The organism is Amycolatopsis sp. NPDC102389 (genome assembly GCF_044765885.1).
Lineage (GTDB): Bacteria > Actinomycetota > Actinomycetes > Mycobacteriales > Pseudonocardiaceae > Amycolatopsis.
In genome coordinates, this window is sequence record NZ_JBIWKX010000021.1 from 66,306 (window position 1) to 91,121 (window position 24,816).

Annotated in this window: 10 protein-coding genes; 5 read left to right on the forward strand and 5 right to left on the reverse strand. The window is 66.1% G+C overall.

Going from position 1 to position 24,816, the window contains the following annotated elements; genetic code table 11:
* The gene (locus tag ACIRGA_RS19705; protein WP_400942877.1) at positions 1–807 is read left to right on the forward strand and encodes an ABC transporter permease; all 807 of its coding nucleotides are present in this window, start codon (positions 1–3) and stop codon (positions 805–807) included.
* Positions 808–856: 49 nt separating this feature from the next.
* Here ACIRGA_RS19705 and ACIRGA_RS19710 read toward each other — a convergent pair whose 3' ends face one another.
* Positions 857–3,847 carry a PQQ-dependent sugar dehydrogenase gene (locus ACIRGA_RS19710; RefSeq protein ID WP_400942878.1) on the reverse strand — a complete coding sequence of 997 codons (2,991 nt, stop codon included), beginning with the start codon at positions 3,845–3,847 and terminating at the stop codon, positions 857–859.
* Between the two features lie 486 nt (positions 3,848–4,333).
* On the opposite strand from ACIRGA_RS19710, the gene ACIRGA_RS19715 reads away from it, so the two are divergent.
* On the forward strand, positions 4,334–13,792 hold the full coding sequence (locus ACIRGA_RS19715) for a polymorphic toxin-type HINT domain-containing protein (protein ID WP_400942880.1): 9,459 nt from the start codon (positions 4,334–4,336) through the stop codon (positions 13,790–13,792).
* Positions 13,774–14,271: a hypothetical protein gene (locus tag ACIRGA_RS19720; RefSeq protein ID WP_400942881.1), complete on the forward strand. Its 498-nt coding sequence runs from the start codon at positions 13,774–13,776 to the stop codon at positions 14,269–14,271. The genes ACIRGA_RS19715 and ACIRGA_RS19720 overlap by 19 nt, the downstream gene beginning before the upstream one ends.
* Positions 14,272–14,563: 292 nt before the next feature.
* Here the strand turns inward: ACIRGA_RS19720 and pip are convergent, their stop codons facing one another.
* From pip to panB, 3 genes are all read right to left on the reverse strand, one after another.
* Positions 14,564–15,523 carry a prolyl aminopeptidase gene (gene pip / locus ACIRGA_RS19725; RefSeq protein WP_400942882.1) on the reverse strand — a complete coding sequence of 320 codons (960 nt, stop codon included), beginning with the start codon at positions 15,521–15,523 and terminating at the stop codon, positions 14,564–14,566.
* Positions 15,524–15,612: 89 nt separating this feature from the next.
* Complete coding sequence (locus ACIRGA_RS19730; protein ID WP_400942883.1) at positions 15,613–16,587, reverse strand: hypothetical protein; 975 nt, start codon at positions 16,585–16,587, stop codon at positions 15,613–15,615.
* 356 nt (positions 16,588–16,943) lie between these two features.
* Positions 16,944–17,819, reverse strand: coding sequence for a 3-methyl-2-oxobutanoate hydroxymethyltransferase (gene panB / locus ACIRGA_RS19735; RefSeq protein ID WP_400942885.1), 876 nt, complete (start codon positions 17,817–17,819; stop codon positions 16,944–16,946).
* Between the two features lie 244 nt (positions 17,820–18,063).
* On the opposite strand from panB, the gene lysX reads away from it, so the two are divergent.
* Complete coding sequence (gene lysX / locus ACIRGA_RS19740) at positions 18,064–21,381, forward strand: bifunctional lysylphosphatidylglycerol synthetase/lysine--tRNA ligase LysX (RefSeq protein WP_400942886.1); 3,318 nt, start codon at positions 18,064–18,066, stop codon at positions 21,379–21,381.
* 68 nt (positions 21,382–21,449) lie between these two features.
* On the opposite strand, the gene ACIRGA_RS19745 is transcribed toward lysX, so the two are convergent.
* Positions 21,450–22,685, reverse strand: a complete 1,236-nt coding sequence (locus tag ACIRGA_RS19745) for a cytochrome P450 (RefSeq protein WP_400942887.1) — start codon at positions 22,683–22,685, stop codon at positions 21,450–21,452.
* 459 nt (positions 22,686–23,144) lie between these two features.
* On the opposite strand from ACIRGA_RS19745, the gene ACIRGA_RS19750 reads away from it, so the two are divergent.
* Positions 23,145–24,791, forward strand: a complete 1,647-nt coding sequence (locus ACIRGA_RS19750; protein ID WP_400942889.1) for a condensation domain-containing protein — start codon at positions 23,145–23,147, stop codon at positions 24,789–24,791.
* The last annotated feature ends 25 nt before the right edge of the window (positions 24,792–24,816 follow it).

The window sequence follows — 24,816 nt, forward strand, 5'->3', positions numbered from 1 at the left end:
ATGCGGCTTTCCCGGACGACCAAATACCTGCTGCTCGCGGCGCTGGTGCTCGGCCTCGGCGTCATCTACTTCCCGCTGCTGGTGGTCCTGCTCAATTCCTTCAACGCGGACACCACCTTCGGCTGGCCGCCGTCCAGCTTCACCCTCGAATGGTGGGGCCGCGCCGCCGAGAACGAAGGCGCGCTGAACGCTCTCGGCACGAGTGTCCAAGCAGGACTCGCGGCCACGGCGATCGCCTTGGTACTCGGCACGATGGCGGCCTTCGCGCTGCAGAAGTACCGCTTCTTCGGCCGCAACCAGGTGTCGCTGATGATCATCCTGCCGATCGCGCTGCCCGGTATCGTCACCGGTATCGCGCTGAACAACGCCTTCCGCACGATCCTCGGCATCGATCTCGGCCTGTTCACCGCGATCGTCGCGCACGCGACGTTCTGCATCGTGGTGGTGTTCAACAACGTCGTCGCGCGCCTGCGGCGCATGGGCGGCAACCTCGAAGAGGCGTCGATGGACCTCGGCGCCGACGGGCTCACGACGTTCCGGCTGGTGACCTTCCCGATGCTACGTTCGGCCTTGCTGGCCGGCGGCCTGCTCGCCTTCGCGCTGTCGTTCGACGAAATCATCGTCACGACGTTCACCCTCGGGACCGGATTGGAGACCCTGCCGATCTGGATTCTGAACAACCTGTTCCGGCCGAACCAGGCACCGATCGTCAACGTCGTCGCGGCGGTGCTGATCCTGGCTTCGACGGTGCCGGTCTATCTGGCACAACGGCTTTCCGGTGACACGACCTCGGGCGGACGGCTTTAGACAGCGAAACGCCGGTGCGACCTTTCGCGGGCCGCACCGGCGTTGTCACTCAGTAGCGGTGGTCTTCGATCGCTCCCGTCGATCCGTTGTAGGTGATGTAGCCGTACTGGAAGTCGCTGCGTTTACCGGTCGGCGTGTTGTACTCGCCGCTCACAGGGAAGCCGAGATACGACGTCTGCCAGCCGAGATCCCGCCAGCGCAGCCGGATCATCCCCTTGACCTCCCAGGCGACGCTCGTTCCCGCCCGCCAGTAGATCGAGTGATCGAAGCCGCCCTGGCGGAAATGGTTGTACTTCCCGGTGTTGCCGGGCGTCCACGTCTCGTCGGTGATGGGGTAGCCGACACCGGTTTGCCAGCCGGTCGCCGCGAAACGTTCACGGATCGAGCCGTGGATCTCGAAGGCGCCGGTAGACGCCGACCAGTAGATCGAACCGTTCCCGCTGAAGTGGTTGTACCGGCCGACGCCGTCCGGTGTGGCCATCTCGTCGGTGGTCGGGTAACCGAAGAACCGCTCCCAGTCGAGCGACCGCCACTTTTGCCAGATACTGCCCATCACGTAGTGGGCGCCGGTCGCCTCGGTCCAATAGATCGAGGCGTTGTTGTTCATGAAGTGGACATAGCGGCCGATCCCGTCCGGCGTGGCCTTCTGGTCGGTGGTCGGAAAGCCGAGCTGTCCGGCCTCACCGTTGGTCGCCTGCCACTTCGCCCGGATCTCGCCGTGGATCGCCATGGCCCCGATGCTCGACGTCCAGTAGATCGAGCCGACACCTGTGGTCGGCCCGCCCGTGAAGTCGTTGTAGCGACCGTTGCCCGCCTTGGCCACCAGCTCGTCGGTGGACGGAGATCCGAGGAACGCGTGCGCCCCGAGCGTGACGTACTTCGTCAGGATCTCCCCGGCGACGGCTTTGACGCTGTGCTGCTCCGTCCAATACAGACGGCCCGTGGCGTACTGCTGCCAATGGCCGTCACCCTCGATGAGTTCCAGTCCCACCGGAGCGCCCATCAGGGTCCGGATGGGCGCCTCGTCCGCGTAACGCTTCTGGATGGGGGTCTGGTAGTCCGCGCGGAGGGTGAGCCCCGCGACGGGCATCTGGACCTGCCGGACCGGCTCGGTGCTCTGGTTGTCCGGCCACTTGACGAAGTTCGCCGCGTCCAGGGATTTGGGAGGCGCGGAGATCTGGACGGAGGAGTTCACGGTCACTAGCCGGTTGGCGCTCTCGTTCACCCCGATCTGGACCCGCGCCGGACGGCTGCCGACGACGGCCAACCGAGCGGTCCGGGGGTTGGCGGTGTACCGCTGACTCGTGATCACGCCGCGGCTGTTCTCCGCCGTCGCGGTGACCACGACACGGGTGTCGGTCTCGTTCGGGAAGGCGAACAAGAAGGTCGGGCCCGTGCCAGTACGCAGCGGGGCGTATTCGCAGGCGTTGTTCTGGGGACAGCGCATCCGCTCGGCCCGCCACTTCACGGTCAGCGGTCCATCGATGGGGTCCTCGGCCGAAGGAACGCCCACGGAGACTGTTTCGCCGCCGGAAAAGACGGTGTTCGGGTCAGGAGCCGCGAGCGAGAGCGTAGGGGTGGATTCACCGGGAACGAAGGTTTGGCTGGTGTTCGTCACCGCACCGTGCGCGTCGCTCACCGTGAGACCGACCGTCACCGCGTCGCCGGTCGAGTACGTGTGTTCCACGACTTGCCCGCTACCGGTGGTGCCGTCCCCGAAGGTCCATTGGTAGTCGAGCGAGTCCAGGTCCGGGTCGCTCGACCCTCCCGCGTCGAATGAGATCTTCTTCGCGGCCGGCGTCACGGTTCCGGTGAACGCCGCGACGGGAGCCCTGTTCGCCGACTTATAGCTCAACCTTCGCAGTTTGGAAGACGCGGAGTCGGCCAGCACGACGTCGCCGTTCGGTGCCGTCAGAACGGAGACCGGATCGCCGATGTCGGAGGCGATCGCGTTGATCGCCTGGGTGACCTTGCCCCCGGCGTCGAACGCGAAAGTCGAAAGCGTGTGACCGCTCTTGTTGGCTACGAAATGAAGTCCCCGATAAGCCTCGGGATACGAAGTCCCGGTGTAGGGAACTCCGCCGACGAGCGTATCCGTCGATCCCTGTGTCGCCTCACTCAGCGGTGCGGAGTTCGCGACGTTGGCGCATTCCGGAAGGTCTCGATAGCCGGGCGCGCGCGTGGTCCCTTCCCAGCATGGCCATTTCAAGTTCTGACCGGGGAAGGCGAGATTCGCTTCGCTGCGGGCCGCCCAGCCGATGTCGGTGACGACGACGCCGCCCCGCGGATCCACCGCGATCCGCGGATCGCGGAGTCCGCTCGTGTAGTTGCGGCTACGCCAGGACGTCGGGGCCCCCGGGTCGTAGAACGGGTTGTCCACCCGCCCTTTGCCGTCCGTGCCGATGCGAAGCACCTTGCCCGTCGGTTGAGCGGGGTCCAGTGCTCGCAGGGCGAACTTGTCCACATTGTCCTTGGTCGCACCGGCCGGAGCCTGAACAGTCGCGTTGTCCCCGACCGCGACCCAGAGGACATCACCGCCGGGATCGACGACGACGTCCTGGATTCCCTTGCTGTCGGCGTTGACCGGAAACTCCAGGACGGGGGTCTCTTCCGAGAGTCCCGTCGGTGCGCCCACACCCTCCGCTCGCCATTTGCTGAGGCGGAACACCTGAGTGGACGTACCGGTCGAGAGCGCCCGAGTGGTATAGACCGTTCGGCTGGTGGTGAAGTCCGGCGCCACCGCGATGCTCGTGAGGCCGAGCGAACCGGTGGTGTACACCGGAAGTGAAGCTATCTGTACCGGCTGGCCGCCTCGCGGTACCAGCTGTACCGACCCTAGGCGGCCGGTGGTCAGCGCACTTCCGTCCGGGAGGTAGGTGGCGTCGGTGAGATCTCCGGCCTGCTGGCCGGTGGGTGTGTCGATCAGGGCGAACCCCGTCGGGAGTGCCGGTGCGGCTTGTGCCGGGGGTGCCGTGGTGACCACGGTGCCGAGCAGCACCGTGGCGGCCGCGGAGACGACCAGGGATCTTCGAGTCCGCATTGGACCTTCCTTCTCCGAATACGGAGAGTGCCATGCGCGGAAAGTGCTCACGAACGCACAAAAAATCGCGACGGTGCGACAGAGTTGCCCATTCTGTAACGCGACGCGACCTTCCGCCCCCAGCGCCCTCGTTTTCTGGCTATGAGCACGCCGGACGCTAGCGGCTGGTCAGAGTGTCGTCATTCGGCCGAAAGTGTGATTACAGCTCCGCTCGTGAAGATTTGTGATCTAGCTCATCTTCGGCTAACACGCAATTCGAATCATCGAACGCCTGATCGATGGTTCGTTCGGTCATTCGCGAGTGCCCATTCGGCCACGGCCATTCGGCCCAAAATCGGTAAAAGGCCTTGCCGGACGTCTCGCCGCCCAGCAATATCGACTCGCCGACCTGCTCTGAAGGAGCCGAGGGCTGTCCTGGTGGGCATCCCAAGGGGGGAAGTCATGAAGCGGATCCGTCGTAGACCTGTCCTGCGCGCAAGACTCCGGGTGACACTCGCGTTGCTGCTGATCGTCGCACTCGTGGCGACACTGGGGCCGGCGGCTTCGCAGCGGTTTCCGTCGTCGGACGAGGCGGGGGCGGCGGCTGTGGCGGACGCCCCGAAGCAGGAGTCGGGATCCGCCGAAGGCGTCGCGGACCGGCCGACCCCCGACAACGCCGCCGCGCCCGCAGTCAATCGGGCGACAGCCACTTCGCTTCAGTCGAAGTACCCGCCGATCTCCTTTCCCGAACCCGCGTCTGACAGGCGCAGCAGCGCCAAGGTCGTACCGCCGCCCGCCGCCTCGGTGCGTGGGTTCGACGCGCAGGCCAGTAAGGAACTGCCGCAGCGGCGCACCACGCACAGCAGCGTTTACGACAACCCCGACGGTACGCAGACCACCGTCTATGGCCAGGAACCGCTGAACTTCCCGTTGCCTGAGGGTGGGTTCGGCCCCGTCGACACCCGCGCCGTCCCTGACCAGGCAGGCGGATGGCGCAAGGCGGGCGATCAGCTTCAGGTCCACATGGGACAGACGAGCGGCTCGATGCGGGTGAACGACGGCGCCGGGCGCGAGGCCGCGTTCAACCTGCTGGGTGCGCGGGCGACGGTCGGCAGCGCGGAAGGCAACGCGGTCGGGTACCCCGACGTTCTGCCGAACGCCGACATGCGGGTGGAGTTCACCGCGGGCGCGGTCAAGGAGTGGTTCGTCCTCAAGAACCCCGACGCTCCCCATGCCTGGGAGTTCGCGCTGGATCTGAAGGGACTCGAGGCGAGGATCGCCGATGGTCACGTGGTCTTCGTCGACCAGGCGGGTGCGGTCGTCCTGCGCGTCCCGGCGGGTTACATGCTCGACTCCAGCCGTCAGGAAAGCGGTGAGCCCGCGACCTCCTATGGCGTCACCTACCGGCTCGGAAGCCGTGATGGCAAGCAGATCCTCCGGGTCGAACTCGACTCCGCCTGGCTGCGGGCCCCGGCCAGGGTCTATCCCGTGCGGGTCGATCCCACCGTGGTCAAGGAGTCGGTCAGCACCGGCAACCTCTTGGTGGAGAACGGCACTCGATACACCAACGCCACCGAGCTGCGCATCGGCCGCAGCGGTGGCAAGACCGCTTCGAGCTATCTGAGGTTCGGCGGCATCGGCGGAGATCTCAAGGACAACCGGATCTTCGGTGCCCAGCTGCAGCTGACCAACTTCTGGTCCGGCTCATGTACGCCGCGGCCGATGAGCGTGCACCCGGTCACCGCGGACTGGGGGTCCTCCGGAACACCCCCGATCGGCGGTGCGCTCGGTGGCGGGGTCTTCTCACACGGATACATGGCCCCGTTGGCGACCAGGTCGAACTGCCCGACCGCCCACGAACTGATCGACCTGGGGGTCGGCGGACGTGACCTTGTCCAGCAGTGGGCGGGCGGTGCTCCGAACCATGGTCTCTCCCTGCAGGCGCCGACGGATCCGGCGGCGTGGAAGCGCTTCACCGGTTTCGGCACGGCCAACCCGCCGCGGCTGTACGTGACGCACTCGCCTTACAACGCCGATTACCGCGTCGATCGCGCCACCCCGGAACCGCCGGTCACGCGCGCGGCTTCGGGCAAGGTGAAGATCACCGTGACCAACCGTGGCGCGCAGGCCTGGTCGCGCAACGACTTCGCCCTGGGGTATCGCGCCTACGACCGGAGCGGCAAACTGATCGCGTCCCAGATCGCCGCCGAGCTCCCCGGTGATGTGGCGCGCGGTGCCTCCGTGACACTCGACGCGGAGATCAAACGGATCGATGTGGGGAGCTATCTTCTCGACTTCAGCATGCTCCGCAAGCCCGGTGACTACTTCACCGATCACCAGGTCGCGCCCGCCCGTATCGGCCTCGACGTGTATGACGTGCCGCCATTCATCAAGCAGCAGTACCCGCCCAACGGCGCCTCCGTCCAGACGCTGACCCCTCAGTTGTGGGCGAGCGGTATCGACGTCGACCCGCCCGCGGGCAGCACCCTGAAGTACCGGTTCGAGGTTTGTGAAAAGGGGGCGGGCGACAACCCCGTCAACTGCTTCAGCTCGGCGTATCAGGCGAGTCCCACTTGGACGGTTCCGGACAAGAAGTTGTTCTGGAACAAGATCTATCTGTGGCGATCGTTCGCGTTCGACGGAAACAGCGAGAGCGAAGCGTTGCCGTTCAGCGCCATCCTGAGCGCCGTTCCGCAGCCGGCGATCACTTCGCATATGGCCATGACGCCGCACAGCGGAACCGATCGTGACTTCGATCCGATGGTCGGCAACTACTACTCCAGCGCGGTCGACGTCCAGATGCCGACGGCCGGCCCCGGCCTGAGTGTCATCCGGACCTACAACACCTTGGATCCCCGCCGCGACCATTGGTTCGGCACGGGGTGGGCGACGAAGTACGACATGCGCGTGGTGCGGGACTACGTCGGGAACGCCCTCGTCACCTATCCCGACGGCCAGCAGTTGCGGTTCGGGTTGAACCCGGACGGAACCTACGCGCCGCCACAGGGCCGGTTCGCCGCGTTCAAGTCCGAGCCGGACGGCGGCTGGGCCCTGACCGACAAGTCGGCGACCACATATCGCTTCGACGCCACGGGCAAGCTGACCGGTTACACCGACGGTGTCGGACGTGGTGTGCGGATCTATTGGGAAGGCGACGCCCTCACCCGTGCCCTCGACCTGGCCAGCGGGCGGCAACTGGTCTTCCGGATCCAGGACCGCAAGGTCGCCGAGGTATTCGCGACCGAGGTCAACGGGCAGATCCGGAACTGGAAGTACTTCTACGAGGGCAACCGGCTGAGCCAGGTCGAAGATCCCTTGGCGAATGTCACCCGATACGACTACGCGGACCAGTCCAGGTTCCGCACGGTCGTGAACGACACGGCACCGGACGGGTACTGGCGACTGGGAGACCAGAGCGGAGAAGTCGCCGTCAGCCAGGTGGCGCTCAACCGGGGCAAGGACAACGGCAAGTACAAGAACGTCGTCCTGGGGGCGGCGGGCGCGCTGCCGGGTTCAGCCGACACCGCGGTGACCTTCAACGGTTCCACGTCGGTGCTGCAACTCCCGGACGGGGCGGTCAAGAAGAGCAGGGATCTCTCCGTCGGGCTCTGGTTCAAGACGAGTGGTGCCGGTGTTCTGCTGGGCTACCAGCAGAACGAGATCTCGGGTTCGCTGCAGAACGCCTACACCCCGGCGTTGTACGTCGGGACGAACGGAAAGCTCTACGGGCAGTTTTCGGACGGCACGACCGCGCCGATGAGCACTTCCGGTGTGGTCAACGACAACAAGTGGCACCACGTGGTGCTTTCCGGATCGCTGGCGACGCAATGGCTCTACCTCGACGGTGTCCAGGTCGCGACCAAGCAGGGCGTGATCGATCACGGCAACCAGACCAAGACGTACGTGGGCGCCGGCTTCGTCTCCGGTAACTGGCCTGCCAAGCCCGGCAACGATCACGGGTACTTCGCCGGAGCGATCGACGAGGTGGCCGTCTACACCAAACCCTTGGGGGACAACGCGGTCCGCGAGCAGTTCCAGGCGGCGCAGCCGTCCGAGGGGCTCAGCAAGATCACCCTGCCCAGCGGCAAGATCGCCGCCGAGGTGGAATACGACACGGTCAGCGAGCGGGTGAAGAGCTACACCGACCGCAACGGCGGGAACTGGCGGCTCGGCGTGCCGGTGATCACCGGTGAAGAGAACAATTTGATCCGCACCGTGCAGTTCACCGATCCGGGGAACCGCAATCACACGTTCGACTACGACCCGGTCCGTGGCCGGATTCTGCGGACGGTCACCCCGCTGGGGCTCGGCGTCCGTCCGGAAGACCAGCCCGGGCAGCCCGCCGGGGAAGTCGGCTACGGGATCCGAACCTACGACTACGACGACGAAGGCAACCAGAACACCATCGTCTCCGAGAACCTCAATGAGGTCACGCTCGGATTCGATCAGCGGGGCAACGTGATCAGCAAGCGGACCTGCCAGCTGCCCGGCCGCTGCCAGACCGAATACTTCGGCTACCACTTCAGCCCGGAAAATCCGCTCGACCCGCGTAACGACAAGGTCGTCTGGAGCCGGGACGGAAGGTCCACGAACGCCGAGGACAACCGGTATCTGACCACGTACCTCTACAACGCCAAGGGCGACCTCATCAACCAGCGGATGCCCGATGGCGGCGAGGTCGTGCACACCTACACCACGGGCACCGAGCAGCCGCTCGACAACGTGGGCGTCCCGGTACCGGCCGACCTGCTGCTGTCGACGGTGAGCGCGACGGGCGAGAACACGAACTTCCGGTACTACAGCACCGGCGATCTCGGCGAGATCCAGCAAGCGTCCGGGATGCGGACACGATTCGTCTACGACACCGCCGGACGGCGGACCTCTTCCACGATCTACGTGGACGCGTACCCCGACGGCATCACGACGACTTATGAATACGACGCGCTTTCGCGGGTGAAGTCCGAGACAGGGCCCGAGACCACGAACGCCGTCACCGGGGTCAAACATCGTGCCCGGACGGTCACGTCCTATGACCAGGACGGGAACATCGAGCGCGAGGAGGTTTCAGACCTCGTCGGCGGCGACCCCAGCCGTGTGAGCACTCGGGGATACGACGACCATGGCCGTCTTGTCCGCCTTGTCAATCCCGAGGGCAAAGAGACAAGTTACGGCTTCGACGTCTTCGGCAACCGGATGTTCGAAATCGACGCGAGCGGGGTGAAGAAGTCCTACGCCTACACGGCCCGCAATGAGGTCGCCGAGGTACGCCTGCACGGCTGGCACGGTGGTGTGGTCGACCCGGCCGACGGGGACGGTCGTCCCGGTGACGGGGAAGGCGACACCGATCCGGGGAACTCCAAGCCGACGGTGCTCGAGTCCTTCCGGTACGACGAGTCCGGACGTCAGATCTTGCATGTCGACGCCATGGGGCGGACGACGCGGAACAACTACTACGCCAACGACCTGGTCGCACAGGTCGTGGCAGAGGGCTACCGGGACCCGGTCACCGGTAATCTCCGGGACCTCGTCCTGGAGAACAACAGCTACGACGGCGCCGGGAACCTGACCAAGCAGACCACGGCCGGAAACCGGACCACGACCTACGACTACGACACGGTCAACAGGCTCACACAGTCGATCGAGGACCCGGGCGGACTCGACCGCAGCACGAGGTTCACCTACGACCGCAGCGGCAATGTGACCCGCACCGAGAAGTCCGGTAACCCGTCGAACACCGGCGGCGGGCAGGTGAACACCGCTGAGATCACCGAATTCGAATACAACGCCTCCGGCCAGCGGACCAAGCAGACTGTCCACAATGGTCAGGAACGGCTGATCACCACCTGGGACTACGACGAACGCGGCATGCCGGTGTCGGTCACCGATCCTCGAGGTAGCCAGTCGTCGTCCCAGTACGCGACGACGATGGCGTATGACCAGCTGGCCAGGCCCATCCGGGCCACCGGTCCGCGAGTTCGCGTGGAGTCGAACGGCGGTGCGCCGGCGGACGCACAAGCGACCATGATCACCGGCTACGACACCTTCGGCTCGGTCACGCACACGAAGGACCCACTCGGCCGGGTGACCACGGCGGAGTACGACAAACTCGGGCAGCTGCTGAAGGCGAGCCTGCCGTCGTACACGCCGCCCGGCGCCACGGCGCCGATCACCCCGACCAAGGAGATCCGTTACGACGCCGTGGGGCGCGTGATCAAGCAGATCGATGCCCGGCAGCACGCGACCGAATTGCGATACGACCAGATGGGAAGGCTGCTGGAGCGGCACGACCCGCAGGACGGCGGCACGGCGGCCGGTGTCTGGAAGTACTCGTACACGATGACCGGCCTGCCCCTGTCCGCGACGTTGCCGACGGGTGCCCGAGTCGAAGCGACCTATGACGAACTGGGCCGCAAGGCCACGTCGACCGCGGTGGAGCGGTTCCCGACGCCGGCCGCGTACACCACGAAGTACCGGTACGACGACGCGGGCAACGTGGTGGCGGTCGAGAACCCGGCCGGCGAGAAGAGCCTGAACACCTACGACAAGCTGAACCAGCTGATCACCGCGGTCGACCCGGCCGGGGTCACCACCAAGCGGGGCTATGACCGGCAGGGACGTCTCGTCCGGGCGAGCGATGGCTCGGGCGCCACGAAGCGGCTGAACTACGACCTGGCGGGCCGCAAGATCTCCGAGTTCGACGTGGACGGCCAGTGGACCGGCTCGCAGCCGATGTTGCGGGAGCGCAAGTTCACCTACGACCCTGCCGGCAACATGCGGACGTCGGAGGACTGGGAGAAGCGGGTCACCACGTTCAGCTACGACGCGGCGAACCGGCTGTCGAGCCAAATCGAGCCCGTCGCGGACGGGAAGACGATCACGACGTCATTCGGCTACGACGCGGCGGGAAACCGCACGAGGTTCACCGATGGCCGGTCGAACAAGACCGTCTTCACCTACAACAGCCTGAATCTGCCGGAATCGGTGATCGAGCCGTCCACGGCCGCGCATCCCGCGGCTGCGGACCGGACCTGGACGCAGTCCTATGACGCGGCGGGCAACGCGACCCGTCTGACCGCACCCGGGAACGTGAACCGCGATCGTACCTTCGACGCGCTGAACCGGATGCTCACGGAGACCGGCTCGGGCGCCGAAACGCAGACCGCCGACAAGACAAGGACCTACGACGCCGACGGTCGTCTGCGGGTGGCGGGGAGCAACGCGTACACCTACAACGACCGTGGTGGTCTTCTGACCGCGACCGGTACTTCCGGTGCATCGTCCTTCGAGTACGACACCGCCGGGCGCGTCATCACCCGGAAGGACGCGGCGGGCACCACTGCTTACGGCTACCTCAAGGGCCGTCTGGACTCGGTGACCGACGGCGCGACCGGCGGCAAGCTGACCTACGGCTACAACGAAGCCGGCAAGGTCAAGACGGTCGACTACGGCGCCGGTCGCCTCCGGACTTACGACTACGACAACCTCGCGCGGCCGAAGTCCGATGTCCTGAAGGAAGCGAACGGCACGGTCCTTTCGTCCATCGCCTACACCTACGACCCGAACGACCGGGTCAAGACGAAGACGACCGCGGGTCTGGCCGGCTCCGGCCAGAACAGCTACTCGTACGACTTCCAGGGGCGCATGCTTTCCTGGACGGACCCGTCGGGCAAGTCGACCGAGTACGGCTGGGACGACTCGGGCAACCGGGTCAAGGCGGGCGACAAAAACGCGACCTACGACGAGCGGAACCGTGTCCTCGCCGACGGTGACTACACGTACGCTTACTCGCCGCGCGGTTCGCTGAGCTCACGCACGTCGTCCGGCATGGAGGAGAAGTACTCCTTCGACGCTTTCGACAGGCTGGTCAAGTTCGGCACGACCGAGTACACCTACGACGACTTCGACCGGCTCGCGACCCGCGGCGGACAGAAGTTCTCGTACGCGGGCATGGAGCGGGACACGGTCAGCGACGGTGTTTCGCGCTTCGGCCGCGGTCCTGACGGCTCATTGGTGTCGCTCTCGCAGGGAGCCGATTCCCGGCTCACGCTGTCCGACCGGCATGGTGACGTCGTCGGTGCCCTGGCGCCCGGGTCGGGTGGCGTCGTCGACTCGACGGCGTATGACCCGTACGGCAAGCGGATCGCGTCGACCGGTGCTTCGCGGACGGTCGGTTTCCAGGGCGACTGGACGGATCCCGACAACGGGAACGTCAACATGGGGGCGCGGTGGTACCAGCCGGGTTCCGGCACCTTCGCCTCGCGCGACAGCATCGAGCTCCCGTCCTCGCCGTCGATCAGCGCCAACCGGTACTCGTACGTCTTGGGTTCGCCGCTGAACTACTTCGACCCGGACGGTCACGGCTGGTTCAGTGACCTGTGGGACAAGGCGGGCGGCATCGTGCACACCGCGCTGGACGTGGCGGGCATGATCCCCGGGATCGGTGAGATCGCCGACCTCGCGAACGCCGCGATCTACGCGGTGGAGGGTGACTGGGAGAACGCCGCCTGGTCGGCCGCCGGTGCGATCCCGTTCGGTGGCAACGCCGCGACCGCGGCGAAGTGGGCTCGAAAGGCGGGCGACTTCATCGGTGGCAGTCGCCGGGCCGGTCGCTACGCCGACGACGCTATCGATCTCGGCCGCCGCTATGGCGATGACGTCGCCGGCGCGGCCCGGCGAACCGCTGGTGATGCCGCCGCGTCCGCCGCACGCAAGGCATCCGCTGTCGCCGCGGCCCGTAAGGCGGCCGCCGCGGCTGCTGCGGCGGCGGCTCGGCGTGCTGCGGCGATCCTGGCGAAGAAGAAGGCTGTCGCGGCTGCTGCGCGGGGTGCTGCGGAGAGGACGGCGAAGCGGAATCCGATTCCGTCGTTGAAGGCGGCGTTGAAGCCGGTGTTCAAGGGGACGGATCTGGTGTCGTCGTCTCCGTTGATGCCGGCTCGGGTGGTGCAGGCGTTCAAGGCGAACGTGCAGGACGCGGGCCGGGTCACCGACTTCTTCAAGAAGCAGGTGGTCGGGGACGGGAACGTTATCCAGAACGTCGCCGAGACGGTGACGGCGGTGTCGGAGATCGCTCAGTCCGGTGCCACCCCTGAAGATGCCCTCGCTGCGCTTGGCGGTTTGGCTGGGCGGAACAAGAGTCGGGGGAAGCATCACGACGAGTCGTCTGGTGGTGCGGATCCGGGCTGTGCCAAGAAGAACAGTTTTGATCCGAACACGCTGGTGGTGATGGGTGACGGGTCTCGTAAGCCGATCAAGGATGTGCAGGTCGGGGACAAGGTTCTGGCGAAGGATCCGACGACGGGACGCACCGCGGTCCGGGTGGTGACGGATACCCGTTCGCATGCGAGTAAGCGGACGTTGGTGGAGGTCGGTGTCGCGAGTGGGGCCGGTCGTGGGTCTGTGGTGGCGACGGATGAGCATCCGTTCTGGGTGGAGTCGGAGAAGCGGTGGTCGCACGCTGTTGATCTGAAGGCTGGTCATCGGTTGGAGACCGGTGATCATCGGGACGCCACGGTTACGGGGACGCGGTCGTGGTCTGAGGTGCGGCGGGTCTACAACCTGACCGTCGACACCGATCACACGTACTTCGTTGTCGCAGGTCAGACACCAGTCCTCACCCACAACGCAGATGAGGAAGTCGAACTTTGCCGAGTGTCTCCGCCGAGCAGAGGGGATCGTGAGCGCGTTAAAGGGCTTGACCCGGATGACTTCCCCGATCTCGGTGAGGATGGGGAAATTTTGAGCGGCGCAGCACACTTCGGAGATGTTGAGAGAACGTCAGACTTTGCCCGCAATAATCAACATCGCGCGGGTGATGGGTTCAAGGTCAGGGTCCCCAAGCAGTGGGTTCGTGACAACATTGAGGTCTGGGATGATTACCTCGGTGGTAATATAGAGTACTTGGTTCCCCGGAGTAAGATTCCGGAGTTCAATAAGTTCAAGCGTGAAGCATGGAGGCCAAAGCGGTGAATTCCCATGGGTGGCCGCTGCGGCGGTATGTCACGGTTGCAGGCGTCGTCAGTAGCCACAAATTCTATGGGCTGCTCCTGCGTCTGGAGAATGGGGATGAGGGACATGTTGATTCCTCTGATGTTGCTGACCATCCAGTTTCGCCCGCTGACTGGCCTCCGGTTGGGAAAAGCGTTAAGGGTGTACTTCTTGGGCCCACTCGAATGGGTCGTGTTCGGTTGAGTCTCCGTGATAGCGATGTCGCGCTCGTGGAAGAGTTGAGGGATCCTGAAGCCGATATTGAACAATGGGCTGCACTCAAGGAAGTCGGAGCAGGTAATGTGAATGCGCGTGACGCTTTCTTTGCGTCCTCGGGTGCTGTTCCATTTCTGCGATGGGCGCTGGTGCGTCCATCATATTCCTCCGATAAGAAGCTGGCGGAAGAATTGCTGATAATGGCGCCAAGAGGTATCAAATCGCGACTTGGCTTGCCGGAGTGATCAGGAGGATCTCGGCTGTTCGCGGCGCTCGAGCCGGTAGACAGTCGGATGGCGGCTGATTTGGAGGCCGGTTGATGTTGGTGTGTGACAGGCTACGACGAGGCGATGTCATGCGTTGGCCAGTACCTGGCTGACCCTGCCAGAGAATTCTTGAGAGGGCGCGGTACACGCACAACGGGGTGCTTGGAGAGAGGTCCGAGAGGTCCTGCTGATGGGGTTCGCGTCCGCAAAGCTTGAGGTAGGCGAGGTCATCGAGAATGCGGCGAGGGCGATTCCGGCTCAGGAGACTTGATCAGGCCGGCCGGAACGAATCCGTCGCTTCTCGAAGCGCCGCCAGCATCCCCGGATCCGTCACCGCGTGCCCCGCCGCCTCCACCAGCTCCAGCTTCGAGTCCGGCCAAGCGCGGTGCAGCTCGTAAGCCGTCGCTGGCGGGCACACCGTGTCGTACCGTCCCTGCACGATCACGCCGGGAATCCCGGTCAGCTTCCCGGCTTCCCGAATCAGCTGTCCTTCCTCAAGCCACGCCCCATGACAGAAGTAGTGCAGCGCCAGCCGTGCGAACGTGACAGCGAAGTCCGGCGACGCGTACTGGTTGTGGAAGGCCGGATCCGGGCGCAGGCAGACGATCGCGCCCTCCCAGGTGCTCCACGCGATGGCCGCACGTTCCCGGATCGCCCGATCGGGGTGATAGACGAGTTCGCGGTACGCCGACAGCGGATCGTCGCGACGATCTTCGGGGATCGGCGCGAGGAAGGCTTCCCACTCTCGGGGGAAGAGGTTCGCGGCGCCGCCGTTGTAGATCCAGTCGAGTTCGCCGCGGCGGACGGTGAAGACGCCGCGCAGGATGATCTCGCTGACGCGGCTCGGGTGGGTTTCGGCGTAGGCGAGGGCGAGGGTCGCGCCCCACGAGCCGCCGAAGAGCTGCCACTGGTCGAGATTCAGCCGTTCGCGCAGCTTTTCCATGTCCGAGACGAGGTGCCAGAGGGTGTTGACCGACAGGTCGACGTCCGGCGAGCCGATGTGCGGCGTGCTGCGGCCGGCGCCGCGCTGGTCGAACAGGATGATCCGGTAGGCCTCGGGGTCGAAGTGCCGCCGTGCCATGGAGGAGATGCCGCTACCAGGGCCTCCGTGCAGGACGACCACCGGTTTGCCGTCCGGGTTCCCGGCCTCTTGGCAGTAGATCCGGTGCCCGTCGCCGACGTCGAGCATGCCCTCGGCGCGCACGTGGATCGGCGGGTACAGGTCATCCATAAGGACACTCTGCCCGAATCGGCGAGTGTCCGAAGGGTGGGGGCCCGCCCCCGCCGCCGGGCTGAGCGGGCCCCCGGTCTTCGGTCGCGTCAGCAGCCCGCCGTGGCGGCCACGTTCGCGAATCCCTTCCCGGCACCGGTCACCTTGTTGCTCGCGCAGACCTTGTTGCCCGTCGCGGCCTTCACGAGATAGAAGCCGTACGCGTAGCTGGACTGCACGTCCGCGGTGTTGCCGGAGAAGGTGTTGCCGCGGCCCCAGCCGTCAAGCTGGACATGGACCTCGAAGCCGCCGTACGTCGCGTCGTGCACGAAGACCTTGCTGCCCCGGTTGTCCGCGACCACGTAGTTGTTGCCCTTCATGTCCACCCAGCTGTCGGCGAAGTGCTCGCCGCTCTGCCCGGTCCCGTCGAAGACGTTGCCGCGCAGTTCGCCGCCGGTGGTGCCTTCCTTGATGTCGATCGACTCGGCCCGCACGTTCGGGCCGATCTTGTTGTTCAGCGCCTTGTTGCGATCGCTCCGGTCGGGCGTGCCGCCGGGCCAGTTGCCCTTCGCGGAGCCGAAGTAGATGCCTTCGCCGTAGCCCGCGTACTCGCGGCCGGTGTCGGTTACCTCGGAGTTCTTCACGACATTGTCGGTGCTCGTGTACTGGAAATGGATGCCTTCGTGACCGACGCCGGCGACCTTGATGCCGTCGACGACGGTGTTCTTGACGCCCGTCGCCATCAGGCCCTTCTGGCCACCGGTGAGGGTGAAGCCGGTCAGGTTCCAGTAGCTGCCGGTCAGTTCGAGCGTGCGCCCCGCCGAGGCTTTGATGACCGCGCTTCGGGGACCTTTCAGCGTGATGCGGCTGCTGGACGTGCCGCTCTTCGCCGCCTTGAAGTTGCCCGTGAAGGTCGTGTCGGCCGCGAGCTCGATGACGGTGCCCGGAGTGACCGAAGCGAGCGCCGCCGCGAGCTGCTCCGAAGTCCCTACGCGGACCGTCGCGGCCTGTGCCTGGTACGCCGCCAACGTCGACAGCAGGGCCGCACCGGCCGCGATGGCCAGAACCCGCTCACGAACACGCATCCGTGGTCCTCCTCGTCGAGGGATCGAAACTCGGTCGTGGCGGCGACGGCTAGACGTTAAGCCTCTTTACGAATGTGAGTCAAGGACATGATTGAAGTTCATATACGTGAACAACTAAAGGAGGGTCGCTCCACAAGGACCACCTGAAAAGAGAGCAAGGGACCTTTGCTACCGCAGGCGGCGGGAGGGGAAGAGAGACCTTGACCCACGTGCTGACTGTGTGGATTTTGGTGCGTTGGATGACCCGAAATCCACACGGTCGGCCGCGAGGGAGAGCAAGGGACCTTTGCTACCGCGCTCCTCAGCGGGAGTGGTAGCAAAGGTCCCTTGCTCTCTTTTTGCAGGTCGGGGGCGGGTCAGTCGTGGAAAGAGTGCTCCGGCGCCGGGAACTCGCCTCGCCGGACGTCCTCCGCGAACGCGGAAGCGGCCCCGGCCAGCACGCCGGCGAGGTCCGCGTACTTCTTCACGAAGCGGGGTGTCTTGCCGCGCCGAAGTCCGGCCATGTCCTGCCAGACGAGCACCTGCGCGTCGCAGTCCGGCCCGGCGCCGATGCCGACGGTCGGGATCTTCAGTTCGTGCGTGATCCGCTTCGCCGCTTCGGCGGGCACCATCTCCATGACGACCGCGAAGGCGCCGGCCTCCTCCAGGGCGAGCGCGTCGGCGAGCAGCGCTTCGGCCGCTTCGCCGCGACCCTGGACGCGGTAGCCGCCCAGATTGTGTTCACTCTGCGGTGTGAATCCGATATGTCCCATCACGGGGACGCCGGCCGACGTCAGCGCCTCGACGTGCGGAGCGAATTTCCGCCCGCCCTCGAGTTTCACCGCGTGCGCGCGGCCCTCCTTCATGAACCGCACCGACGTTTCGAGCGCCTGCTGCGGTGAAAGCTGATACGAGCCGAACGGCAGGTCGGCCACGACCAGTGCCCGCTTCACCGACCGGGTCACCGCCCGGACCAACGGAAGCAGTTCGTCCACGGTCACCGGAAGTGACGTGTCGTAGCCGTAGACGTTGTTCGCCGCGGAATCCCCGACGAGCAGCACGGGGATGCCCACTTCGTCGAACAGCGCGGCGGTGCACATGTCGTAGGCGGTGAGCATCGGCCAGGTTTCGCCGCGCTCCTTCATGTCGCGAAGGTGATGTACGCGGACCTTCTTCCCAGATGTGGCCTGGGGCGCCGCGCCGGTCCCGTACGGAGCTGTGAGCTCGCCGGAATCCTTTTCGGTGGCAGACATCCTTGTCGACCGTCCTTCCCTCGAGGCCTCGAAGAGGTCCCCGGGTCGTGGAGCTGAACAAGACAAAGCGTGGCATGCGGAGATACCGCTCCCAAGGTCCTGCGACCAGCTTCACACCGCGTCCTCACGCCTGCGGATGAAGAAATTCAGACCAGAGGATGATGATCGTTGACAACCACACAGGGTTGTGTGACGTCAAGTAAGTGCAGCTGTCGATCACCTGTGTGAACCGCGAAGGACCAGAATGGCAAACCCAGTGAGCCGAGTCTCGCCGTGGAAGGCGAGGGCGGGCGGGATCGTCGCCACCCTCGTGCAGCTCGCGGCGGTGTTCTCGGTGATCCTCCTGCTCGCCGGCGGCGTGAAGGGGCCGGTGCTCAGGACGGGTGACATCGCCTTCTCGGCACTGAGCATCCCGACGAACGCGAGCCTCGTGATCGTCCTTCTGCTCGTCGTCCTCGGCGCCGCGCTCCGCCGTCGCAAACGCGCGGCCCTCCTCACGCTCCTGCTGTTCCAGGTCGGCGGCCTGGCGGTGACGCTGGCCTTCCAGGCCGCCCTGCTGTGGTCGCCCGAGCTGCTGAAACTGGGGCCGTGGCAGGTCCGGCACATCCCGCATCAGGTGTGGGTGCTGGCCATCGCCGACCTGATCTCGATCGGGATGATCGCGTTCCTTTGGATCCTGCGTCCCGCGTTCCCCGCCCGGCTCGCGCCTGGCGCCTGGCGTGACGGCTTCACGGTACTGTTTGGCGGCCTGGCCGCGGTCATTCTCGTCGGCTGGGGCTTGAGCGAGGCCTTTCCCGGCCGCCTCGCCGACACCTGGGCGCGATTCGCCTGGGTCGTCAACCACACGACCGGGGAGAACATCCAGCTGCGCCGGGTCGGCATCGGCGAAGGCCCCGCCTGGCTCGATCTGTTGCTCGACCTCAGCGCGACGGCCGTCGCGACGGCCGCGTTGTACACGCTCTTCCGCGGGGTACGTAGCCGTCGCTTGAGGACAGATGAGGAAGAACTGCGCGTACGTCGTCTTCTGGCCGAACACGGCGAAGACGACTCTCTGGGCTATTTCGCCACCAGGCGCGAGAAGAGCGTCGTCTTTTCGCCCAACGGCCGTGCCGCCGTCGCCTACCGCGTGCTCGCGGGCACCAGCGTCGCGAGCGCGGATCCCATCGGCGATCCCGACGCCTGGCCCGACGCGGTCCGCGCCTGGCTGAACGAGGCCCGCACCTATGGCTGGACGCCTGGCGTGCTCGGCGCGAGCGAACGCGGCGCGAAGGCCTACGCCGACGCGGGTCTGCGCGCGCTGGAAATCGGTGACGAAGCCGTCCTCGACGTCCGCGACTTCAGCCTCGCCGGGCCGGAACGCCGCTCGGTCCGGCAAGCGGTCAAACGGATCGAACGGGCCGGATACAGCACGAAAGTCCGTCGGCACAGCGAAATCCCGGTCGACGAAATGGCCGGGCTGTTGCTGAACGCACAGCAGTGGCGCGGCGCGGAGACCGAACGCGGGTTCTCGATGGCGCTCGGCAGGCTCGGTGATCCGAGCGACGGCCGCAGCGTGATGGTGGAGGCGTACGACGCCAAGGGTGTGCTTCGCGGCATGCTGTCGTTCGTCCCGTGGGGCCGTCGCGGTCTGTCGCTCGACCTGATGCGGCGCGACCGCGATGCCGAGAACGGGCTCAACGAGTACATGGTCGCCGAGGTCGTGGCGGCGAGCTCACGCCTTGGTGCACAACGGATCTCGCTGAACTTCGCGATGTTCCGCGCGGTTTTCTCCGAGGGGGAGCGGATCGGCGCGGGCCCGGTGCTGCGCGCGTGGCGCGGTGTGCTCAGCATGGCGTCGCGGTTCTTCCAGCTGGAATCGCTCTACCGGTCCAACGCCAAATACGGGCCGGACTGGGAGCCGCGTTTCCTGTGCTATTCGTCGGCTCGGCGGCTGCCGCGGGTCGGCATCGTCGCCGGCGCGCTCGAAGGATTCGTCCCGACGGGCCGATCGGCGCGGGCCCTGAAGCTGGAGACGGTCACCGAGGATTTCGTCGCCGAGGTCCGCCGCATCGAAGCGAACGCGGCCACGCCGGCGCCGAAGCAGGTGCGACGCCCCGACCAGGTCCAGGTGCGGATGGCGAAGCTGGATCGCTTGCGGGAAGCCGGGATCGACCCGTACCCGGTCGGTTTCGCCCGGGAGGATCTGCTCGGCGACGTCGTCTCGAAGTTCGGTGACCTGAGCCCGGATACCCATACCGGTCATCGGGTCCGTGTCGCGGGCCGGGTGCTGGCGATGCGCAACCTCGGCGGGCTCTGCTTCGCGCGGGTCAAGGATTTCAGCGGCGAGATCCAGTTGATGCTCGACGCCTCCGTGCTCGACCTCGGCGGCTGGCGGCGAGGCGTCGACCTCGGTGACCATGTCGGCGTGAGCGGGCAGGTCGTGACGTCACGGCGCGGTGAGCTTTCCGTGCTCGTCGACGAATGGACCGTCACGGCGAAGAGCCTGCATCCGTTGCCGGACAAGCGAAAAGGTCTCACCGACCCGGAGACGCGGGTTCGGCAGCGTTACCTCGACCTCGCGGTGAACCCGGATTCGACGGCGATGCTGCGGATGCGCTCGACCGTGGTGCGCGCGGTGCGGGAGCGGCTGCACCAGGGCGACTACCTCGAGGTCGAGACGCCGATGCTGCAGACCGTGCACGGCGGCGCCAACGCGCGTCCGTTCATCACGCATATCAACGCCTACGACATGCGGATGTACCTGCGGATCGCGCCCGAGCTGTACCTGAAGCGGCTGTGCGTGGCGGGGGTCGAGCGGGTTTTCGAGCTGAACCGGAATTTCCGCAACGAGGGCGTCGACGCGACGCACAACCCCGAATTCACGATGTTGGAGGCATACCAAGCGTATGCCGACTACAACACCATGCGGACCTTGACGCGCGAACTCGTGCAGTGCGCGGCGGAGGCCGCGTACGGCGCGCAGGTGGTTCGCCGTCCCGGGCCGGACGGAAAGGTCGTCGAGTACGACATCTCCGGTGACTGGCCGGTGATCCCGGTCCACGAAGCCGTCTCGGTGGCGCTCGGGGAGAAGATCGACGCGAGCACTTCCGTCGCCGAACTCCAGCGGCTGTGCCGCGCGGCCGGAGTGCCGGTGAACGAGGAGGCCGGACACGGCGATCTCGTGCTGAAGGCGCATGAGCACCTGGTCGAAGGCGCGACCGTACTGCCGACGTTCTACACCGACTACCCGACCGACGTCTCACCGCTGACCCGGCAACACCGCGTCGACCCGCGGCTGGCCGAGCGCTGGGACCTGATCGCGTTCGGCTCCGAGGTCGGCACGGCCTACACGGAGCTGACCGACCCGCTCGAGCAACGGCGGCGGCTGGAGGCCCAGTCGCTGCGCGCGGCGAGCGGGGACGTCGAGGCGATGGAGCTGGACGAGGACTTCCTGCTCGCGCTCGAACACGGCATGCCGCCGACCGGCGGGCTCGGCATCGGCGTCGATCGGCTGCTGATGATGCTGACCGGGGCGTCGATCCGGCAGACGGTGCTGTTCCCGTTCGTCCGGCCGCACGGCTAGCGGGGGAGCAAGGGACCTTTGCTCCCACGCGGGCCGCTGACCTGCGGAAAGAGAGCAAGGGACCTTTGCTACCGCCGGGCCGCGGTGATCGGCACCCGCTTGTACCCGGACACGAAGTTCGACGTGATCCGCTCCGGCTTGCCCGCCGGGGCGAAATCGCGGAACCGGCTGAGCAGCTCCTCGAACAGGATCCGGATGCTCATCCGCGCCACACTGTGCCCGACGCAGTAGTGCGGCCCGATGCCGAACGCGAGGTGTTTGTTCGGTTTGCGCCGGATGTCGAAGGTGCCGGCGTCCGGGAACTGTTCCTCGTCGCGGTTGGCCGAGCCGAGCCACACCACCACCGCGTCGCCGGCGGCGATCTCCGTCCCGCGCAGGACGACGTCCTGGGTGGCGTACCGCAGCATGTGGTTGACCGGCGAAGACCAGCGCAAGGCCTCTTCGACGGCGGTCTGCCCGGTCTCGGGGTGTCGCGTCCAGTCTTCGAGCACGCCGGTCTCGATGAACTCCGCGAACACGAAGTTCGGCGCGTGCGGCGTCGTGACGTTCGCGCCGAGTAGGAGGCTGTAGCAGTTGGCCACGATCTCACTGGGTGACATGTGCCTGCCCTCGAACTCGGTCGAGATCAGCACGCTCAGCAGATCGTCGCTGAGATGGTCGCGCCGGTAGGAGACCAGGTCCTGGAAGTAGACGAACAGTTCCCGGTGCGCGCTGGCCAGTGTCGCCGCCTTGCCGTCCGCGATCTGGAACTCCGGATCGTCGGCGGCGACGCAGGCGCCGGTCAGTTTCGTCAGCCACGGCCAGTCCGCCTCGGGCAGGCCGATCATCCGGCCGGTGACGGCCATCGGCATGGTCATCATGGCCTGCGCGAAATCGAAGACGCCGCCATCACCCAGCGGGGCGATGAGGTCGAGTACCAGTTCCCGGACCATCTCGCGTTGTTTGTCCACCGCGCGGACCGCGAGCGCCTTCTTCAACCGGGCCTGCATGATCGTGTGCCGCGGCGGGTCGGTGACGACGAGTTGCTTGCCGCCCGCCGGATCGTCCATGCCCAGTAGTTCGAGCATCGTGCCGCGTTCGGACGTGAAGAGTTCCGTGGTGCGCATGACGAAGTCGGTGTCGGCGAACTTCACCACCGACCAGAAGCCGCGCTCGGCGTCGACCTGGTGCCAGGTCAGCCCGTCCTGTTCCCGGAGTTCGCGCCATATCGAATGCGCGTCGCCGTCGGCGTACAGGAAAGGGTCGACCAGGTCGGCGCCGCTGAAATGCACCGGACAACCCCTGGTGGTGTCCTCGAGCGTCATGCGCGCGTTCCCTTCATTTCGCGACGGGCCGTCATGATTCGTCCGCACCCGAATGGCATAGTGGCCGTATGCGCTGAATACCCCAGTGGCCACTGCGTCCAATGGACCAATGAATACGGGGAGCGTCGATGCTCGCCGTCTCAACTTTCCTTGCAGCACAACGCATTCACGCCCCTTTGGGCGGGTTTCGTTGCTTCTTCCCCAGATGTCGGCCGAGTCAAGCACGCGTGTTCGAGCAATGTCAAGAGCGTCCGAATCACCACTTTCGTAGTTCAGTCGTGGGAAGTCCACGAATGGACGAGTTGACAGTCGCCGCGGTGCCCTCGTAGCGTCTTGACGGCAAATGGGGGTTCGACTTCTGGGGAATTCAGCCACCGCACTAATTGTGTTTTCGTCTTTTCGTCGTGCATTTTCTTCGCCAAATCAGGCTGTCCACCGACCGGGGGAAGCAGCAGAGGTATGCCATCTGAATCGGCCAGTGTCTGGCATGTCGCCACGCCCACACAGCAGGGCATTTGGATCGTCGACCGGATCGATCGGCTGCGTCCGACGTACCTGATTCCGTCCGTCATCGAGTTCACCGGGCGGATCGACCACGCCGCGCTGGCGGACGCCGTCAGCGCGGCACTGGCGCGGCATCCCGCCCTGCGAGCGCGATTCCGGCTCGAAACCACGCACCGCCGCGTCGAGTACCGGACCGACGGCGAGCCCGCCGAGGCCGGCTTCCTCGACGCCGTCGAAGAGGACTGGACCACTGACGAGCTGAAGCGGCTCGTCGAGGTGCTCTGTTACACCCCCTTCGACCTCGGCGACGAACCGCCGGCGCGGGCGGAGCTCATCCGGGTCGGCCCGGACACCACGTTGTTCGTCCTGACCGTGCACCACATCGTTTTCGACGCCACGTCGAGAAAACTGCTGCTCGACGAGATCGTCCGCTCCTACCGCGGCGCGCTGAGCGGTGAAGAAGTCGTGCTGCCCGAACCGATCCATCCCGCCGAGGTCCAGGCCCCCATTCCCGAAAGCGAGCTGGCGCCCCGGATCGCGGACGCCGTCGAACGTCTGCGGGGCGCGCCCACCACGGTCGACCTGCCCTACGACCGCCGTCCCGACGCCGACCTGTCCATGATCGGCGCCGAAGCCCGCACCGTCTTCGACGAACAGGTCACCGCGCGAGTGCTGGCGGCGTCGGCCGAGGCAGGCTGTACCGCGTTCATGGCAGGTGTCGCGATCCTCGCCGCGACACTCGCCCGCCGCGGCGGGCAACGCGACTTCCTGATCTCGGTGGTCTGGCCCGGCCGCGACGATCCGGTCTCCGCCGGTGTCGTCGGGATGTTCATGTCCACCTTGGTCCTGCGGATCCGGCTCGACGAGACGACGACGTGGCGCGAACTCCTGCGCGAGGCGCGGAATTCCGGCATGGAGACGTTCATCGACGCCGATGTCCCGCTGGACGCGCTCGCCGCCGAACTGGACGACGAACGCGAAGTCGGCAGGCTGCCGCTGACCCCGGTGCTGGTGAATCTCGCCGAGGTACCCGCCCCGTTCGACCTGGCGCCCGGCGTCGTCGGCCGGTTCCGGCCACTGGAACCCCAGTACAGCAAGTGGGATCTCGCGCTGTTCGTGCATGTCGCGGACGGATCCCGCCTGGAGCTCACCCTCGACTATCCCGCCGATCTCTTCACCGACGAAACGATCGACGGTCTGCTTTCCGATCTGCGACGCGGTGTCGCGGATCTCGCCCGATCCCCGGAGGAAGCCGTGCTCAAGCCCGCCACCGAAGCCCTCGACCTCGACGACCCGGCCGTGCGCCTGGACCTCGTCCGCGGTGTCTGGAGCGAGGTGCTCGACAACAAGGAGTTCGGCGACGACGTCAGCTTCTTCGACGCCGGAGGCGATTCGCTGCGCCTCGTGGTGCTCGTGGAGAAGCTGCGCGAAGTGTCCGGCCGAATGGTGAAGACGGTCGACCTGTTCCGGGCGGGCACCGTCCGCGGTCACGCCGATCTGCTGGTCGACGCCGAGAAGAAGCAGGCGGGGGGAGCGCGCGGGAGCCGTGAGCGCCTGCTCGGCGCCGTCCGTGAACGGCGCGCGGTCGAACCCCAGGCCTGACCCTCCGTACGCCAGCCCCTCGTCC

Coding starts and splice junctions, on each gene's coding strand:
- ACIRGA_RS19705 (WP_400942877.1), top strand. CDS start 1: ATGCGGCTTTCCCGGACGACCAAATACCTGCTGCTCGCGGCGCTGGTG.
- ACIRGA_RS19710 (WP_400942878.1), bottom strand. CDS start 3,847: ATGCGGACTCGAAGATCCCTGGTCGTCTCCGCGGCCGCCACGGTGCTG.
- ACIRGA_RS19730 (WP_400942883.1), bottom strand. CDS start 16,587: ATGCGTGTTCGTGAGCGGGTTCTGGCCATCGCGGCCGGTGCGGCCCTG.
- ACIRGA_RS19745 (WP_400942887.1), bottom strand. CDS start 22,685: ATGACGCTCGAGGACACCACCAGGGGTTGTCCGGTGCATTTCAGCGGC.
- panB (WP_400942885.1), bottom strand. CDS start 17,819: ATGTCTGCCACCGAAAAGGATTCCGGCGAGCTCACAGCTCCGTACGGG.
- pip (WP_400942882.1), bottom strand. CDS start 15,523: ATGGATGACCTGTACCCGCCGATCCACGTGCGCGCCGAGGGCATGCTC.
- ACIRGA_RS19750 (WP_400942889.1), top strand. CDS start 23,145: ATGCCATCTGAATCGGCCAGTGTCTGGCATGTCGCCACGCCCACACAG.
- lysX (WP_400942886.1), top strand. CDS start 18,064: ATGGCAAACCCAGTGAGCCGAGTCTCGCCGTGGAAGGCGAGGGCGGGC.
- ACIRGA_RS19720 (WP_400942881.1), top strand. CDS start 13,774: ATGGAGGCCAAAGCGGTGAATTCCCATGGGTGGCCGCTGCGGCGGTAT.